The 16352-nt window shown below is 58.6% G+C and carries 13 protein-coding genes; 3 read left to right on the top strand and 10 right to left on the bottom strand.

Annotation, left to right across the window (positions count from 1 at the left end):
• Positions 1-4: 4 nt before the first annotated feature.
• Positions 5-1102 carry a BMP family ABC transporter substrate-binding protein gene (locus ACP7E4_RS21985; RefSeq protein ID WP_426117681.1) on the bottom strand — a complete coding sequence of 366 codons (1098 nt, stop codon included), beginning with the start codon at positions 1100-1102 and terminating at the stop codon, positions 5-7.
• Between the two features lie 416 nt (positions 1103-1518).
• Between ACP7E4_RS21985 and ACP7E4_RS21980 the strand changes: the two genes are divergently transcribed.
• The gene (locus tag ACP7E4_RS21980) at positions 1519-2607 is read left to right on the top strand and encodes a calcium:proton antiporter (RefSeq protein WP_331149961.1); all 1089 of its coding nucleotides are present in this window, start codon (positions 1519-1521) and stop codon (positions 2605-2607) included.
• Between the two features lie 63 nt (positions 2608-2670).
• On the opposite strand, the gene ACP7E4_RS21975 is transcribed toward ACP7E4_RS21980, so the two are convergent.
• The 9 genes from ACP7E4_RS21975 to ACP7E4_RS21935 all read right to left on the bottom strand — a co-directional run bounded on the left by ACP7E4_RS21975 (position 2671) and on the right by ACP7E4_RS21935 (position 13088).
• On the bottom strand, positions 2671-4026 hold the full coding sequence (locus tag ACP7E4_RS21975; protein ID WP_426117680.1) for an 8-oxoguanine deaminase: 1356 nt from the start codon (positions 4024-4026) through the stop codon (positions 2671-2673).
• Between the two features lie 209 nt (positions 4027-4235).
• Positions 4236-4922 (bottom strand): SDR family oxidoreductase, encoded by a 687-nt coding sequence (locus ACP7E4_RS21970; protein ID WP_426117679.1) that lies wholly within the window; start codon positions 4920-4922, stop codon positions 4236-4238.
• A gap of 86 nt (positions 4923-5008) precedes the next feature.
• A complete protein-coding gene (locus tag ACP7E4_RS21965; RefSeq protein WP_426117678.1) occupies positions 5009-5935 on the bottom strand; it encodes an ABC transporter permease in 927 nt (308 codons plus the stop codon).
• Entirely contained in the window at positions 5935-7035 is a 1101-nt protein-coding gene (locus ACP7E4_RS21960) for an ABC transporter permease (protein WP_426117677.1), read from the bottom strand. Before ACP7E4_RS21960 ends, ACP7E4_RS21965 begins: the two co-directional genes overlap by 1 nt.
• Before the next feature lie 11 nt (positions 7036-7046).
• Complete coding sequence (locus ACP7E4_RS21955; protein ID WP_426117676.1) at positions 7047-8615, bottom strand: ABC transporter ATP-binding protein; 1569 nt, start codon at positions 8613-8615, stop codon at positions 7047-7049.
• A 606-nt stretch (positions 8616-9221) separates the two neighbouring features.
• The gene (locus tag ACP7E4_RS21950) at positions 9222-9812 is read right to left on the bottom strand and encodes an IMPACT family protein (protein WP_426117675.1); all 591 of its coding nucleotides are present in this window, start codon (positions 9810-9812) and stop codon (positions 9222-9224) included.
• 36 nt (positions 9813-9848) lie between these two features.
• A complete protein-coding gene (locus tag ACP7E4_RS21945) occupies positions 9849-10511 on the bottom strand; it encodes a TetR/AcrR family transcriptional regulator (RefSeq protein WP_426117674.1) in 663 nt (220 codons plus the stop codon).
• Between the two features lie 100 nt (positions 10512-10611).
• A complete protein-coding gene (locus ACP7E4_RS21940; RefSeq protein ID WP_426117673.1) occupies positions 10612-12003 on the bottom strand; it encodes a uracil-xanthine permease family protein in 1392 nt (463 codons plus the stop codon).
• A 164-nt stretch (positions 12004-12167) separates the two neighbouring features.
• Positions 12168-13088, bottom strand: a complete 921-nt coding sequence (locus ACP7E4_RS21935; RefSeq protein WP_426117672.1) for a LysR family transcriptional regulator — start codon at positions 13086-13088, stop codon at positions 12168-12170.
• 127 nt (positions 13089-13215) lie between these two features.
• Here ACP7E4_RS21935 and ACP7E4_RS21930 point away from each other — a divergent pair, with 127 nt between their 5' ends.
• Together ACP7E4_RS21930 and ACP7E4_RS21925 are read left to right on the top strand one after the other, a co-directional pair.
• Positions 13216-14562, top strand: coding sequence for an aspartate aminotransferase family protein (locus ACP7E4_RS21930; protein ID WP_426117671.1), 1347 nt, complete (start codon positions 13216-13218; stop codon positions 14560-14562).
• Between the two features lie 79 nt (positions 14563-14641).
• Entirely contained in the window at positions 14642-16135 is a 1494-nt protein-coding gene (locus ACP7E4_RS21925; RefSeq protein WP_426117670.1) for a CoA-acylating methylmalonate-semialdehyde dehydrogenase, read from the top strand.
• The last annotated feature ends 217 nt before the right edge of the window (positions 16136-16352 follow it).

The following is a 16352-nucleotide window of genomic DNA, read 5'->3' as shown; positions in this document are numbered from 1 at the left end:
CAGATTACTTCGGCAACTCAGCTTTGATGCCTTCGACGTAATAATTCATCGACGCCAGTTCGGCGTTGGTTGCGGTTTTGCCCGCCGGGATTTTCACTGCGCCAGTCTGATCCTTGATCGGGCCGGTGAACGGGTGGAATTCGCCGCTTTCGATGCTGGCGATGAGTTTCTCGGCTTCAGCTTTCACGTCTGCCGGCACCACATCGCTGATCGGCAGCTGCACCGTGCCTTCCTTCAAACCGCCCCAGTAATCCTGGGATTTCCAGGTGCCGTCGATGACACTTTGCGTGGCCTGGATGTAATGCGGGCCCCAGTTGTTGACGATGGAAGTCAGCACCGCTTTCGGTCCGAAGTGCGCCATGTCCGAGGCGTAACCCACCGCGTAGACGCCGCGACGTTCGGCGGTCTGGATCGGCGCCGGGCTGTCGGTGTGCTGGAAGACCACATCGACGCCCTGGTCAATCAGCGCGTTGGCGGCGTCGGCTTCCTTGCCCGGATCAAACCAGGAGTTGACCCAGACCACTTTGATTTCCGTGCCTGGGTTGTACTTGTTCAAGGCCAGTTGAATCGCGTCGATGTCGCGGATCACTTCCGGGATCGGGAAGGAGGCGACATAACCGATTTTCTTGGTCTTGGTCATCTTGGCCGCCAGGAACCCGCTGACGTAGCGACCTTCATACGTGCGCGCCAGGTAAGTGCCGAGGTTCTTGTCCTGCTTATATCCGGTGGCGTGTTCGAACGTCACTTTGGGAAATTGCTTGGCCACTTTCAGCGTCGGGTTCATGTAGCCGACCGAGGTGGTGAAGACCAGGTCGTAGCCACCTTTGGCCATGTTGCGAATGACCCGCTCGGCGTCCGCGCCTTCCGGGACGTTCTCGACAAAACTGGTGGTCACTTTATCGCCCAGGGCTTCAACCATCGCCTTGCGGCCTTGCTCGTGTTGATAGGTCCAGCCGTGGTCGCCAATCGGACCGATGTAGACGAAGCCGACTTTCAGCGGATCGGCGGCCGCTGCCATCAGGCTCGAACCCAGACCGACAACTGCCGCCACGGCGCACAGCAATTTTTTCAGGGGACGACGCGGGTGAAGAGTGGAATGCATCAGGTCTAGCTCCTTGGGGTCGTGTTGGCATGGCCGTCTTAGCGGGTTGCTCAAGCAATGCAAAAAACTGACCAACTGGACAGTTAATCGCAGCACCGCATCTTTCGCGGGTTTTGTAATGCGCAGGACGACACCGGACAGTGCATCAAGACCCGCGCCTGCCGCTAACTGGTGCATCTGACCGGCCCGTTGGAGCCGGGCTTGCCCGCGAAGAACGAGAACGCGTTACGTCTGCCGCAATGCGGTGACTGATTCGCGGGCAAGCCTCGCTCCCACTTGAGTTCGATCCTGCCGGACGATTTCGCAGGTTTTGAAACCTTTGCTTACACTCAGCACTCTCAACGCCATGAACGCTTCACTTAAACGTTTCACTAACAGGCCCTGCGGTACTCGGCGCAAGGTTTAAAAGGCAGTTAATGGGCTCAATACTCAAGCAAGAAAAGTTTCTTCTGCTGGCGATACTCGCGACATTTGTCGCCTATCCCTTCGAACACTGGTTCCTCAACAACGGCCAGGCCATCGCGTTGACTGCGGGGATTGCGCTGGTCGCGTTTATCGTCTGCGCCTCGATGCGTGTGGCGCACCACGCCGAGCTGCTCGCCGAAAAGGTCGGCGATCCCTACGGCACGATGATCCTGACCCTGTCGGCGGTGCTGGTCGAAGTGGTGATCCTGGCGATCATGATGAACAACGAGCCATCACCGACATTGGTGCGGGACACCATTTACTCAGCGGTGATGCTCGACATCAACGGCATCCTCGGCCTGGCGGCCTTGATGGGGGGACTCAAGCATGGCGAACAGTCCTACAACGATGACTCGGCGCGCACTTACAGCGTGATGATCCTGACTGCCATGGGTGTTTCCATGGTGGTGCCGGAATTTATTCCCGAAGGAGACTGGAAGCTGTATTCGGCCTTTACCATCGGCGCGATGATCGTGCTGTACACCTTGTTCCTGCGCATGCAGGTCGGGCCGCACAGCTATTTCTTCAGTTACAGCTACCCGGAGAAAAAGAAGCGCAAGGATCCGGCTGTCGAAGAGGAACCGGTCAATCTGACGCGCTCCATTGGCACATTGTTCGTGGGTATCGTGGTCATTGGCGCGTTGGCGGAAGTGATGTCCAAGACCGTCGACCTTGGCCTTGAAGGCACCGGCGCGCCGCCGGTCATGACGGCAATTCTGGTAGCGGCGATTTCCGCAGCGCCGGAAATCCTGACGGCTCTGCGCGCGGCACTGGCCAACCGCATGCAGTCGGTGGTCAATATTGCACTTGGCGCTTCGCTGTCCACGGTGATCCTGACCGTGCCTGTCATGGAAGCCATGGCGCTGTACACCGGCCAGCCGTTCCAGATGGCCATGACACCGGTGCAGACGGTGATGATTTTCATCACTTTGCTGGTCAGCGCGATCAACCTTAACGATGGCGAGACCAATGCCATCGAAGGCATGACCCACTTCGTGCTGTTCGCAACGTTCATCATGTTGTCGTTGTTGGGGCTTTGAGCAAATTGTGGGAGCGACCGGGGTGGCGATCCACCTTGCTCCCACAGGTTTTCTCGGCGTTGGCTAACCCCGAATCAACTCCCGCGCCGCCTGGCCGTGATCGGCGATCAAGCCTTTGAGATCCAGCCCTTCAACCTGGCCGTCGATCACGCGCCATTGACCGCCGATCATTACTCGATCCGCCCGGTCCGCGCCACACAGCAACAGCGCCGAGATCGGATCATGACTGCCGGAGAAGCGCAGCTCGTCGAGTTTGAACAGCGCCAGATCGGCTTGTTTGCCGACCGCCAGCTCGCCAATATCGCTGCGCCCCAAGAGTTGCGCCGAGCCTTTTGTGGCCCAGCCCAGCACCAATTGCGGGGTGATTTTCTCGGCGCCGTAGCGCAGACGTTGCAGATACAGCGCCTGACGGGTTTCGAGGATCATGTTCGAGGCATCGTTGGATGCCGAACCATCGACGCCAAGCCCCAACGGCGCGCCTGCCGCGAGCAGATCCAGAGTCGGACAAATGCCCGACGCCAGACGCATGTTCGAGCTAGGGCAATGGCAAACCCCCGTACCAGCTGCGCCGAGGCGAGCGATTTCGTCGGGGTTGAAATGAATGCCGTGGGCCAGCCAGGTGCGCGGGCCTAGCCAGCCAACGCTGTCCAGATAATCCACGGTGCGCAGGCCAAAACGTTGCAGGCAGAAATCTTCTTCATCGAGGGTTTCCGCCAGATGTGTGTGCAGGCGCACGTCGAGCTTTTCCGCCAACGCGGCGCTCTCGGCCATGATTTGCGGCGTTACCGAAAACGGCGAGCAGGGCGCCAAAGCGATCTGGATCTGCGCGCCAGCGCCGCGCTGATGGTAGCGCTGGATCAGGCGTTGACTGTCTTCGAGAATGACTTCGCCCTGTTGCACCGTTTGCTGCGGCGGCAGACCACCGTCGTCTTCGCCCAGACTCATGGAACCGCGCGTGAGCATGGCGCGCATGCCCAGCTCACGGACACTTTCGACCTGCACATCAATGGCGTTTTCCAGGCCGTCCGGAAACAGATAGTGATGATCGGCCGCTGTGGTGCAGCCCGACAGCAGTAATTCGGTCAATGCCACTTTGCTGGCCAGCGCGAGCTTTTCCGGCGTCAGCCGCGCCCACACCGGATACAAGGTTTTCAGCCAGGGAAACAGCGGCTGATTCACCACCGGCGCCCAGGCGCGGGTCAGGGTTTGATAGAAGTGGTGATGGGTATTGATCAACCCCGGCAGCAACACATGCTCGCGGGCATCGAAGGTCTGATCGCAAGGCGCAGCAGGTTGCTGATTGGCAGCAAGCATTTCGACGATGACACCGTTTTCAATCACCAACCCACCTCGGGCATCAAGGTCATTGGCGGTGAAAACAGCAAGGGGATTTTTCAACCAGATACGGATCGCAGGCATTGGCCGACTCCTCTGAAAAGTGAGTTCAGGTTCGCCAGCTCAGTGTTGCCCTGTCTGCTGATCCAGGGTCGCCAGCGCTGCGGTGGCAGGGCTGGCGAGGGTGGGGATTGTACCTTTTACGCCGCGCGTTTGTCCGCGATTGCCTGTGGGACCGGCTTTAGCCGGGAAGGCGCCTTCCCGGCTAAAGCCGGTCCCACGGCCAGTCCATCTCACCACGCAATCGTCTCACCCCGGTAATTCACAAAGTAATGCCCGCCCTTACCGGAATAGGCTTCGAGCTGTTCGACCAGACCTCGGACGCTGGTTTCGACGTCGATGTCCGCGCCTGCGCCGCCCATGTCGGTTTTCACCCAGCCCGGATGCAGGGACAGCACGGTAGGGCGTGGTTCCGGGAGTTGCACGACGAAGCTGTTGGTCATGGAGTTCAGCGCGGCTTTGCTGGCTTTGTACAACGGCATGGTTTCGCCTTCTGGACAGGCGACGCTGCCCAGCACCGAACTCATGAACGCCAGCACGCCGCTGTTCGGGCGGATTTGCTGGACGAAGCGTTCAGCCAGGCGAATTGGTGCGATGGCATTGGTCAGGAACAGCTGGCCCAACTCCGCCGCCGTGGCCTGAGCAGCGCTTTGATGCTGCGGGCCCATGATCCCGGCGTTGACGAACAGCACGTCGAAGATCTGGCCTTTCAAGGTTTGGGTCAGTGCGTCCAGAGAGGCGACGTCATCCATGTCGAGGGTTTCGATGCGCACCCCGGCGACGGCTTTCAAGTCGGCGGCTTTCTGTGGGTCGCGCACCGTTGCGATGACATTCCAGTTCAACTCGCTCAGGCGTTTGACCAGGCCAAGGCCCAGGCCGCGTGAGGCGCCGATGATCAGTGCGGTTTTGGTGTCGGACATGAAGATTTCCTCAGGTAGGAGCGAATTTATTCGCGAGGCGATGCCTGAGTGTACTCAGAAACAACGCCTAGCCAACAAGTTGGCTCCTACAACCCGCCGTGCCACGGCTGCCCCAACGAAACCGGCGCGTACAACCGGGTGCGCAGTGCATTGCGCGAGAGCAGCACCAACACCAGAATCGTCGCGACATACGGCAGCATCGCCAGCAAATTGGACGGAATCGCCAAGCCGATGCCTTGCGCCACCAAATGCAGAATGCTGGCGAGGCCGAACAACCACGCGCCCAACAGCAGGCGCCAGACTCGCCAGCTGGCGAACACCACCAATGCCAGCGCAATCCAGCCGCGTCCGGCGCTCATGTTCTCGGCCCACATCGGCGTGTAGGCCAGGGACAGATAAGCCCCGGCCAGACCTGCCAGCGCGCCGCCGAACAACACGGCAAGGGTACGCACCCGCAGCACCGGCAAGCCCATGGCGCTGGCCGCATCGGGATTTTCTCCGACAGCCTGAATGATCAAGCCGACCCGGCTTTTAAGCAGCGCCCAGGCGACCAGCGCGAACAGGGCAAAGGACAGGTAAACCAGAATGTCCTGGGCAAACAGCATGCGGCCGATCAGTGGAATGTCACTGAGAAACGGGATCGAAACCGGTTCGAAACCCTGCAGCGGCTTGCCGACCCACGCCGCGCCGACAAAGCTTGAAAGCCCGACACCAAAAATCGTCAGGGCCAGCCCCGTTGCCACCTGGTTGGCGTTGAACACCAGCGCAACAATGGCGAACAAGCCCGACAGCAGCATGCCCGCGAACATCGCCAGCAACACGCCGAGCCACAGATTGCCAGTGCTCAGGGCGACGATAAAACCAATCACCGCGCCGAACAGCATCATGCCTTCCTGACCCAGATTGAGGACGCCGCTCTTTTCGCAGATCAGTTCGCCCAATGCCACCAACAATAGCGGTGTGCCGCAGCGGACCATGGCGTAGAAAATATTGCTCAGCAGATCGATATCCATCACACGGCTCCCGCGACTGGCGCCATCTGGCGTTTGGCCCAGCGCAGCTTGAGGCGCGGGCGATAAAGGATCAGCACGTCACAGGCCAGCAGGAAAAACAGCATCATCCCCTGAAACAATTGCGTGATGGCTTGGGGCAGGTTCAAGGTCATCTGTGCGCTTTCGCCGCCCAGATACAACAAGGCCATCAGCAGACTGGAAAACAGAATGCCAATAGGGTTGAGCCGGCCAAGAAACGCCACGGTAATCGCCGCGTAGCCGTAACCCGGCGAAACTTGCGGCACCAGTTGCCCGATTGGCCCGGTGACTTCGCAGACTCCCGCCAGACCGGCCAATCCGCCGCTGATCAACAGCGCGAGCCACACCAGACGCCTCTCGCGAAAGCCGACGAAGCCCGCCGCACGTTTGTCCAGTCCAAGAACCTTGATCTGAAAGCCGACAAAGCTGCGTTGCAGCAATACCCAGACCGCCACCAGTGCCAGCAGCGCGAAATACACCCCGGCATGCACGCGGCCATCTTCCATCAGCAGTGGCAAGCGGCTGGCGTCACCAAACATGGCCGATTCCGGGAAGTTCATGCCGGCAGGATCTTTCAGCGAGCCATGTACGAAATAGAGCAGCAGGTTGAGGGCGATGTAATTGAGCATGATGCTGGTGAGGATTTCGTTGGCATTGAAATGCGTGCGCAGCCAGGCGGTCAGCCCGGCCCACGCCGCGCCGCCGAGTGTGCCCACGAGCAGAATCAACGCCAGTGCCCAGCGGCTTTCGATATCGATGACATTGACCGCCACGGCGCTGCCCGCCAAGGCACCGAGCAGCAATTGGCCCTCGGCGCCGATGTTCCAGATTCGCGCCTGATAGGCAACCGCCAGGCCCAGCGCACAGAGCAAAATGGGCAGCGTCTTGACCATCAATTCGGACACGCCGTACAGATCGCTGACGGGTGCGATCAACAAGGTATGCAAGGTCAGCACCGGGTCCAGCCCCAGCATGATGAACAGCAGAGAGCCGCACACCAGGGTCAGGATGGCGGCCAGCAGCGGCGAAAACCACAACATGGCTCGTGATTGTTGCCCGCGCGGTTCCAGGGAAAGCAGCATCGGAAGCTCCGTTAGTTAAGCGCGGCGGCTTGGAAATTAGATTGAACAGCAGGTGCGGTATCGAATTGTCCGGCCATCCAGCCGCCGACCTGCACGGGCGAAGTCTGGCTGGTGGGGATCAGCATCGATAGTTTGCCGCTGCTGAGCGCGGCGACCCGGTCGCTGATCTGGAACAACTCATCCAGATCTTCGGAAATCACCAAAATCGCCGCGCCCGCGTCGCGCAGAGCGATCAGCGCCCGATGAATGGCTGCCGCAGCACCAACATCGACACCCCAGGTGGGATGCGCTGCGACGAGTATTTTCGGGTTCTGCAGAATCTCGCGACCCAGAATGAATTTTTGCAGGTTGCCGCCGGACAGGCTGCGCGCTGCGGCCTGTGCGTCCGGCGTCTTTACCGAGAAACGCTGGATGATTTGCTCAGCCAGCGCGCGCACCTTGCCGCGCTGAATCAGACCGTTGCTGACCAGTCCTTGCTGAAATGCGGTGAGCAAGGCGTTGTCGGCGAGGCTCAATTCCGGCACCGCGCCATGCCCCAGGCGCTCGGCTGGCACAAATGCCATGCCATGCTTACGTCGCGCATCGGGGCGCAGGTGCCCCACGTTCAGGTCAGCGAAACGAATCTGCGCGGATTGGTCCCTGCTCAGGACTTGTTCACCGCTGAGCAATGCCAGCAGTTCGTCCTGACCGTTACCCGCAACCCCTGCGATCCCGACGATTTCGCCGCTGCGCACCTTAAGGTTCACATCGATCAGCGAGCAACCGAACGGGTCGGGATTGTGCCAGGACAACTTATCCACAAGCAGAAATGGCGCGTGCCCCTGGACCTTCGGATACTGCTCGGTCAATCCTTCAGCATCCCCGACCATCAACCGCGCCAGTTCAAGATCCGTGCACTGCGCCGGGACGCAATGGCCAGACACCTTGCCGCCGCGCAACACCGTAGCGCTGTGGCACAAGGCGCGCACTTCACCCAGTTTGTGGCTGATAAATAGAATGCTGCAGCCTTCCTCGGCCAGGCGGCGCAGGGTGATGAACAGTTCGTCGGCTTCCTGCGGCGTGAGCACCGAAGTCGGCTCATCCAGAATCAGCAGGCGAATGTCCTGCATCAGGCAGCGAATGATCTCGACCTTCTGCCGCTCACCGATGGACAGGCTGTGGACAAGTCGTTGCGGCTCCACGGCCATGCCGTAGCGCTGGGATACTTCGCGAATCTTCGGTTCCAGTTGTTTCGGCGTTCCCGCTGCACCACCCATGGCCAAGGCGATGTTCTGCGCCACGGTCAGGGTTTCGAACAGTGAGAAGTGCTGGAACACCATGCCGATGCCCAGCCCTCTGGCCTGGGCGGGATTGCGCATGTTCAATGCCTGACCTTGCCAGACAATGGCGCCGGAGTCGGGTTGGGTCACGCCGTAGATGATTTTCATCAACGTGCTTTTGCCCGCTCCGTTTTCGCCAAGCAAGGCGTGTATTTCACCGGCTTCGATGCTCAGGTCGATGGCATCGTTGGCCAGGCAACCGGGGTAACGCTTGCTGATTGCACGTAGTTGCAAACGCGGGACTGGGGCAGGGTTGGGCATGACGGACTCGAATTGTAAGGTGGGTCGCCCGTGGATAAAGCAATTTCCTGGCCAATGAGTCAGCTTTTCGCTTTCTTGGCGAATGTCGCGCTGGATAGGCTTCATCCCCGGCAGTTGATGACACGCCAATAGGTAATTCGAGCGTAGCAGGCACTAATTCAGGGCGCAGGCGGCGACAGATGGATCAAGATCGGGCGATTGAACAAAAAACGTACAATCTCCGTGCAGCCCGGTAGTTCAAGCCTCCACGACACCCTTGCACCTGTTATCCACAGATTGTTCCACAGTAAATGTGCTTAAGCCGCGAGGAGGGGTATAAGCAGCCTGAGGGTTGGTGCCGCAGGCGATAAGCGCTGCTAAATCGCTGTATCAACGACACTTTTAATTATTTGATGTTTGCGTGGGCAAAAAATGATCAGTCGGCGGCAAGCCATATCTGCAAAGGCTCGCAGCCGTATGTGCTCAGGTTATCCACAGCCGGATGCACAGTAGTTGTGGGCAAAATCGTCAAGCATTGTGGGAGCGAGGCTTGCCCGCGAAGACGTTGCGTCTGACACGCAAATGTATTGGTATTAACCCTTTCGCGGGCAAACCTCGCTCCAACGGTTATTCAAAATCTCGCCGCAACAAGATTCGGCCGCGACTCAAATCCGCCAACATCCGTTGCAGGGTTTCCACTAGCTCCGGCCCCACCGCAATCGACAGCTCGACGCCATTGGCGGTGAAATCCTCGCTCTGCACCAATCCATTGAGTTCCGCCACGCGCAGCTTCACCAGCGGCAACTCGGCGAAACTGCATCCCAGACTCAGTGATACGCGGTTGATCAGCGGCAGACGCTCGGCCTGTTGCAGGCATTTATTGGCGCCGCCGCCATAAGCCCGAGCCAGACCGCCGGTGCCCAATTGAATGCCGCCGTACCAACGAATGACCAACACCACGACCTGATCGAAATCCTGCGCTTCGATAGCGGCAAGAATTGGGCGTCCGGCAGTGCCGCCGGGTTCGCCGTCGTCATTGCTGCGGTATTGCTCGGCGAGCTTCCAGGCCCAGCAATTGTGGGTTGCATCGGCAATGCTGTGCTGCTCGATGAACGCCTGAGCGTCTGCCGGGCTGGCGATGGGAGCGGCGAGGGTGATGAAGCGGCTCTTGCGAATCTCTTCACGAAATTCGCAAGGGCCAACCAGCGTAAAAGGCATGCGTGTTTTCCAACAGTCGACAGGGGTTGCGTCAGTTCAGGCGGTCGGCGGGGTGAGGCCGCAGCCTTTAAGGATGATACGAATCAGATTGTCGCTGGCAACTTCCATATCCTGCTTGGTCAGGCGCGTACGTCCGGTCACCTGGCAGATTTGCGTGGCAAAGTCCGCGTAGTGCTGGGTGCTGCCCCATAGCAGGAAGATCAGATGCACCGGATCGACCGGGTCCATTTTGCCAGCATCTATCCAGGCCTGGAAAACTGCCGCCCTGCCTTTGAACCAGGTTTGATAGTCCTGGCTAAAATACTCGTTCAGGCACTCGCCGCCGCTGATGATCTCCATCGCGAAAATCCGCGAGGCTTGCGGCTGACGCCGGGAGAACTCCATCTTCGCCCGGATGTAGCGGCTCAACGCCTGGGCCGGATCATCTTCGACGCTGAGGTTATTGAAGGTGCTGTCCCACAACTCGATGATGTTGCTCAGCACCGCGATGTACAGCCCAAGCTTATTGGTGAAGTAGTAGTGCAGATTGGCCTTGGGCAGCCCGGCGTTCAGCGCGATGGTGTTCATGCTGGTGCCTTTGAACCCATGACGAGCGAATTCATCCTCCGCAGCCTTGATGATCGTTTCTTCGTTTTTCTGCCGAATACGGCTGGCCGGTTTGTTGCCGTGAGTGCTGTGCGCTGGGACTTCGAGGGTCATGGGCAGTTCCGAACAGATCAAGGAGTGCGACGGGTGAACAGATAGCGCACCCGCGACGATCCGACAAGCGTTGGCAGAGGAAAATTATTGTCGTCGCTGATCAATGCTTCAGCGATTCCAGCTCCGCTTCAGGATTTTTTTCCAGCGACGAAGACTTGTCCTCAGGCAGCAGCAGGCACATGACGATGGCCGTAATGCCGCCGCTGGTGATCGCCGAATCGAACAGGTTCTGCACCAGTTTTGGCATCAGGTGCAACAGCGCGGGTTGCGCCGCGATACCCAGCCCGACACCGAATGACGTGGCAATAATCAGCATGCTGCGACGATCCAGCGGCGCCTGGGAAAGAATGCGCACGCCAGCGGCCGCCACGCTACCAAACATCACCAGGGTCGCGCCGCCCAGGACCGGTTTGGGAATTTGCTGGAGCATGGCGCCGATGGTGGGAAACAGGCCGAGCATGAACAGCACAACGCCGATGTACAGCCCCACGTAGCGACTGGCGACGCCGGTCAGCTGGATTACGCCGTTATTCTGGGCAAACGTGGTATTGGGGAAGGCGCTGAAGGTTGCTGCGATCATGCAGCTGAAACCATCGCCCAGCACGCCGCCTTTCAGCCGCGCGATGTAGCCTGGCCCTGTGATGGGTTGACGGGCGAGCATGCAATTAGCGGTCAGGTCGCCGACGGTTTCGATAGTGCTGATCAGATAAATCAGCGCGACCGGTAGGAACGCAGTCCAGTCGAAAGCGAAACCGAACTTGAAGGGGATAGGCACGCTGATCAACGGCACATCGCTGATGGAGTGCGGGACCAGCTTGCCGCTGAACCAGGCGGCAACACAGCCGACTGCGAGACCGATAATGATCGCCGACAAGCGAATCCATGGCGTATTGGAGCGATTGAGCAGGATGATCACCAGCAATACAAAGCCGCCCAGCGCCAGATTGAGTGGTTCACCGAAATCCGGCGCATTGAAGCCTCCACCGAGATCGGTCACGCCGACCTTGATCAGGCTGACCCCAATCAAAGTAATCACAATGCCGGTCACCAGCGGCGTGATGACGCGACGCAACTGGCCGATGAAGCGGCTCAACACGATCTGCACCAGCGCGCCGAAAAAGCACACGCCGAAAATCATCGCCATGATGTCTTCCGGGCTGCCGCCGCGCTGTTTGACCATGAAGCCTGCCGACAACACTGCGCCCAGGAAGGCGAAACTGGTGCCTTGCAGGCAGATCATCCCAGCACCGATGCCGAAAGGTCGGCGCGCCTGAATAAATGTGCCGACCCCGGAAACCATCAGCGCCATGCTGATCAAATACGGCATATAAGCGGTCAGCCCCAATGCCGAACCAATCACCAGCGGCGGCGTAATGATGCCGACAAAACTGGCCAGCACATGCTGCAACGCGGCGAGGATGGCGGGCGCAGGTTTCGGGCGGTCATTCAGGCCGTAGATCAGGTCGTTATGGGAGGCGGCGTCCGGTTGCATGTTGTGCTCTCGATGTGGGTGGCACAACTCCTCTGCAAAAAGCTGTCCAGGTGCTCAGGTTATTGCTGGTTGTTGATGGGTGTTGTCTTGTTAATCAGTGGGATAGCGGTGATCTGCTTCGTACTGATCAATGTTGTTTACCAGCGCCAGCGCCCTGAAATGTTTCATCGCGTAGCAGCGAGCGTTTCCAGAAAGCTCTCCAGCACTAAATGAGGGCGACGGCCTTTACGGGTAACGGACACCAGACTCAGATCGTAAAAGCGGGCACTTGGCTTCAACGCTCGTAGCCGACCTTGCTGTACCCAGAAACTCGCATAGTGATCGGGCAGATAGCCGATGTAACGACCGGTCAGGATGAGGAACGCCATGCCCTCGCGATCCGAAGCGCTGGCCGTGCAGTTGAGCGCCTGATAATGCGCCTGGATTTCACCGGGCAAGCGGAAGGTCGGGGCGATGGCGTCCTGCTCGGCGAGGCGCTCGTCATCCAGTGCCGCATCTTCCATATAGAAGAGCGGATGACCTACCGCGCAATAAAGCAAAGACCGTTCGCTGTACAGCGCCTGATATTCCAGCCCGGACAACGCGCTCGCCTGCGGAACGACACCGACATGCAGTCGCCCGTCGAGCACACCTTGCTCCACTTCATTGGGCGCAATCATACGAATGTTGATGTGCACATCCGGCCCGCGCTCCTTGAGCTGGGCAAGCGCGTGGGTGATACGCATGTGGGGCAGGGTCACCAGATTGTCGGTGAGTCCGATATTCAACTCGCCGCGCAGGTGCAGGTGCAGGCCGTTGACCTCTGTACGAAAACTCTCCAAGGCGCTGAGTAATTGCAGAGCCGAGTGGTAAACCTCGCGACCTTCTTCAGTCAGGGAAAACCCCGCACGACCGCGTTGGCACAATCGCAGGCCAAGTCGCTGCTCAAGATCGCTCATTTGCTGGCTGATGGCAGAGCGTCCGATACCCAGCACGCTTTCCGCGGCCGAGAAGCCTCCTGCCTCGACTACGCTTCTGTAAATACGCAACAGGCGGATATCAAAATCGCTGACTTGAGCCAGCGGATCGGGGCGACGGATGCTCATAGTTTAGTAACCAGTGAACTGAAGATCATAAATGTTGGGTTTTCTCGACTGTATCCCCGTGGCAACTTAGCTGCAATCACGTGTTTTCTTCTGTCTCAACGCTTACGCATCTGCGAGGTCCGTTCCGATGAATATGCTCGAATCGTCCGACATGTCTATTGCCAGCCAGTTGAAGCTCGATGCTCACTGGATGCCCTACACGGCGAATCGCAATTTCCAACGCGATCCGCGCATGATCGTGGCAGCACACGGCAGCTATCTGACAGACGACAAAGGCCGCAAGATTTACGACGGGTTGTCGGGGCTGTGGACCTGTGGCGCCGGGCATACCCGCAAAGAGATTCAGGAAGCGGTTTCCAAACAGCTGGGCATTCTCGATTACTCGCCAGCCTTCCAGTTCGGTCACCCACTTTCGTTCCAGTTGGCCGAGAAGATCACCGAGCTGACCCCTGGCAATCTCAATCACGTCTTCTATACCAACTCCGGTTCCGAATGCGCTGACACTGCGGTGAAGATGGTCCGTGCCTACTGGCGCCTGAAAGGCCAGGCGAGCAAGACCAAAATGATTGGTCGCGCCCGGGGCTATCACGGCGTCAACATTGCCGGTACCAGCCTGGGTGGCGTCAATGGCAACCGCAAAATGTTCGGCCAGTTGATGGACGTCGATCATTTGCCGCACACCTTGCTGGCAAGTAACGCCTATTCCAAAGGCATGCCGGAAGCGGGCGGTATCGCGCTGGCCGATGAAATGCTCAAGCTGATCGAGCTGCACGACGCATCGAACATCGCCGCCGTGATCGTCGAACCAATGGCGGGTTCTGCCGGGGTGATCGTTCCGCCGCAGGGTTACTTGAAGCGTCTGCGGGAAATCTGCGATCAGCACAACATCCTGCTGATCTTTGACGAAGTGATTACCGGTTTCGGGCGCACCGGCTCAATGTTCGGTGCCGACAGCTTCGGCGTGACGCCGGACCTGATGTGTATCGCCAAGCAAATCACCAATGGCGCGATCCCTATGGGGGCGGTGATTGCCAGCAGCGAGATCTATCAGACATTCATGAATCAGCCGACGCCTGAATATGCTGTCGAATTCCCGCATGGTTACACCTATTCGGCGCACCCGGTCGCTTGTGCAGCGGGCATCGCGGCGCTGGATCTTCTGCAACGGGAAAATCTGGTGCAACAGGTCGCCGAAATTGCTCCGCATTTCGAGAGCGCTTTGCATGGCATCAAGGGTACGAAGAACGTTGTCGATATCCGTAACTACGGCCTGGCCGGCGCGATTCAGATTGCACCCCGTGATGGCGATGCAATCGTGCGTCCTTTCGAGGCAGGCATGAAATTGTGGAAAGCCGGCTTCTACGTACGCTTCGGCGGCGACACCCTGCAATTCGGGCCAACCTTCAACAGCAAGGCTGCGGATCTGGATCGTATGTTCGACGCCGTGGGCGAAGCACTCAATCAGATCGACTGATGCGCCGGTCGCTTTGCATCCTTCTATATAACGCAGGCGCGGATCCATGCGCGCCTGTGCATACCTTCGGAGTTATTTCATGAGCAGCATTCAACATTTGATCAATGGCGAATTTGTCACTGATACCGAGCGCACTGCCGACGTCTTCAATCCGTCGACCGGCCAGGCAATCCACAAAGTTCCGTTGGCCAGCCGTGAAACCATGCAGAAGGCTATCGACTCCGCCAAAGCCGCGTTCCCGGCCTGGCGCAACACGCCACCGGCCAAGCGCGCTCAGGTCATGTTTCGTTTCAAGCTGCTGCTGGAGCAGAACGAAGGCCGTATCGCCCAGTTGATCAGTGAAGAACACGGCAAGACCATTGAAGACGCTGCCGGTGAATTGAAGCGCGGTATCGAAAACGTCGAGTACGCTTGCGCTGCACCGGAAATTCTCAAAGGTGAGTACAGTCGTAACGTCGGTCCGAACATTGATGCGTGGTCTGACTTCCAGCCATTGGGCGTTGTCGCGGGTATCACTCCGTTCAACTTCCCGGCCATGGTTCCGCTTTGGATGTATCCATTGGCGATTGCCTGCGGTAACTGCTTCATTCTCAAGCCTTCGGAGCGTGATCCAAGTTCAACGCTGCTGATTGCGCAACTGTTGCATGAAGCCGGTTTGCCCAAAGGCGTGTTGAACGTGGTGCATGGCGACAAGGCTGCGGTGGATGCATTGATCGAAGCGCCGGAAGTCAAAGCGCTGAGTTTCGTGGGTTCCACACCGATTGCCGAGTACATTTATAAAGAAGGCGCCGCACGTGGCAAGCGCGTCCAGGCATTGGGCGGGGCGAAGAACCACGCAGTGCTGATGCCGGATGCGGATCTGGATAATGCGGTCAGCGCCTTGATGGGCGCGGCATATGGGTCGTGCGGCGAGCGTTGCATGGCGATTTCCGTTGCAGTTTGCGTGGGTGATCAGATCGCGGATGCGCTGGTAGCCAAGCTGGTTCCGCAGATTGGGGCACTGAAGATCGGTGCGGGCACCACTTGCGGCCTGGATATGGGGCCACTGGTGACTGGGCAGCATCGCGATAAAGTCAGCGGCTATATAGAAGACGGCGTGCAATCGGGCGCCAGGCTGGTTGTCGATGGTCGTGGTCTGAGTGTTGCTGGCAATGAGGATGGCTTCTTCATGGGTGGGTGCCTGTTCGATCAGGTAACGCCGGAGATGCGCATCTATAAGGAAGAGATCTTCGGTCCAGTGCTGTGCATCGTCCGCGTCGATAGCCTTGAGCAGGCCATGCAACTGATCAACGATCACGAATACGGCAATGGCACCTGCATCTTTACTCGTGATGGAGAAGCGGCGCGTTTGTTCTGCGATGAGATCGAAGTGGGTATGGTTGGCGTCAACGTGCCGCTGCCGGTTCCGGTTGCCTATCACAGCTTCGGTGGCTGGAAGCGCTCACTGTTTGGCGACCTGCACGCTTATGGCCCGGATGGCGTACGCTTCTATACCCGGCGCAAGGCGATTACTCAACGCTGGCCGCAACGTGCGAGCCATGAGGCATCACAGTTCGCGTTCCCTAGCTTATAAGCAATGAAGAGGGGCGGACCGCAAGGTCCGCCCCTTTGCTTTTAAGGGGTTTCAGATAGATATGACAGATTGATGAAATTAACGGTTGACGGCCTCTTTAATCTGTCTATAATTCGCACCTCTTCCGGAGCAGATGAAACGGAAAACTCCTTGGTAATCAAGTAGTTAGCCGGGTTGATTGGCGAGGAAGAGGTTTCGATGAGTTGATCGGAAGCGG

The sequence above is a fragment of the Pseudomonas sp. DSP3-2-3 genome (assembly GCF_049898225.1).
Lineage (GTDB): Bacteria > Pseudomonadota > Gammaproteobacteria > Pseudomonadales > Pseudomonadaceae > Aquipseudomonas.
The sequence above is the reverse complement of the archived record's forward strand: the minus strand, read 5'-3'. Positions and strand labels throughout refer to the sequence as shown.

Bases quoted from the DNA above. Each gene is read 5' to 3' on its own strand.
- ACP7E4_RS21930 (WP_426117671.1), top strand. From the start codon at position 13,216: ATGAATATGCTCGAATCGTCCGACATGTCTATTGCCAGCCAGTTGAAG.
- ACP7E4_RS21945 (WP_426117674.1), bottom strand. From the start codon at position 10,511: ATGACCCTCGAAGTCCCAGCGCACAGCACTCACGGCAACAAACCGGCC.
- ACP7E4_RS21955 (WP_426117676.1), bottom strand. From the start codon at position 8,615: ATGCCCAACCCTGCCCCAGTCCCGCGTTTGCAACTACGTGCAATCAGC.
- ACP7E4_RS21970 (WP_426117679.1), bottom strand. From the start codon at position 4,922: ATGTCCGACACCAAAACCGCACTGATCATCGGCGCCTCACGCGGCCTG.
- ACP7E4_RS21985 (WP_426117681.1), bottom strand. From the start codon at position 1,102: ATGCATTCCACTCTTCACCCGCGTCGTCCCCTGAAAAAATTGCTGTGC.
- ACP7E4_RS21925 (WP_426117670.1), top strand. From the start codon at position 14,642: ATGAGCAGCATTCAACATTTGATCAATGGCGAATTTGTCACTGATACC.
- ACP7E4_RS21950 (WP_426117675.1), bottom strand. From the start codon at position 9,812: ATGCCTTTTACGCTGGTTGGCCCTTGCGAATTTCGTGAAGAGATTCGC.
- ACP7E4_RS21960 (WP_426117677.1), bottom strand. From the start codon at position 7,035: ATGCTGCTTTCCCTGGAACCGCGCGGGCAACAATCACGAGCCATGTTG.
- ACP7E4_RS21975 (WP_426117680.1), bottom strand. From the start codon at position 4,026: ATGCCTGCGATCCGTATCTGGTTGAAAAATCCCCTTGCTGTTTTCACC.
- ACP7E4_RS21965 (WP_426117678.1), bottom strand. From the start codon at position 5,935: ATGGATATCGATCTGCTGAGCAATATTTTCTACGCCATGGTCCGCTGC.
- ACP7E4_RS21935 (WP_426117672.1), bottom strand. From the start codon at position 13,088: ATGAGCATCCGTCGCCCCGATCCGCTGGCTCAAGTCAGCGATTTTGAT.
- ACP7E4_RS21980 (WP_331149961.1), top strand. From the start codon at position 1,519: ATGGGCTCAATACTCAAGCAAGAAAAGTTTCTTCTGCTGGCGATACTC.
- ACP7E4_RS21940 (WP_426117673.1), bottom strand. From the start codon at position 12,003: ATGCAACCGGACGCCGCCTCCCATAACGACCTGATCTACGGCCTGAAT.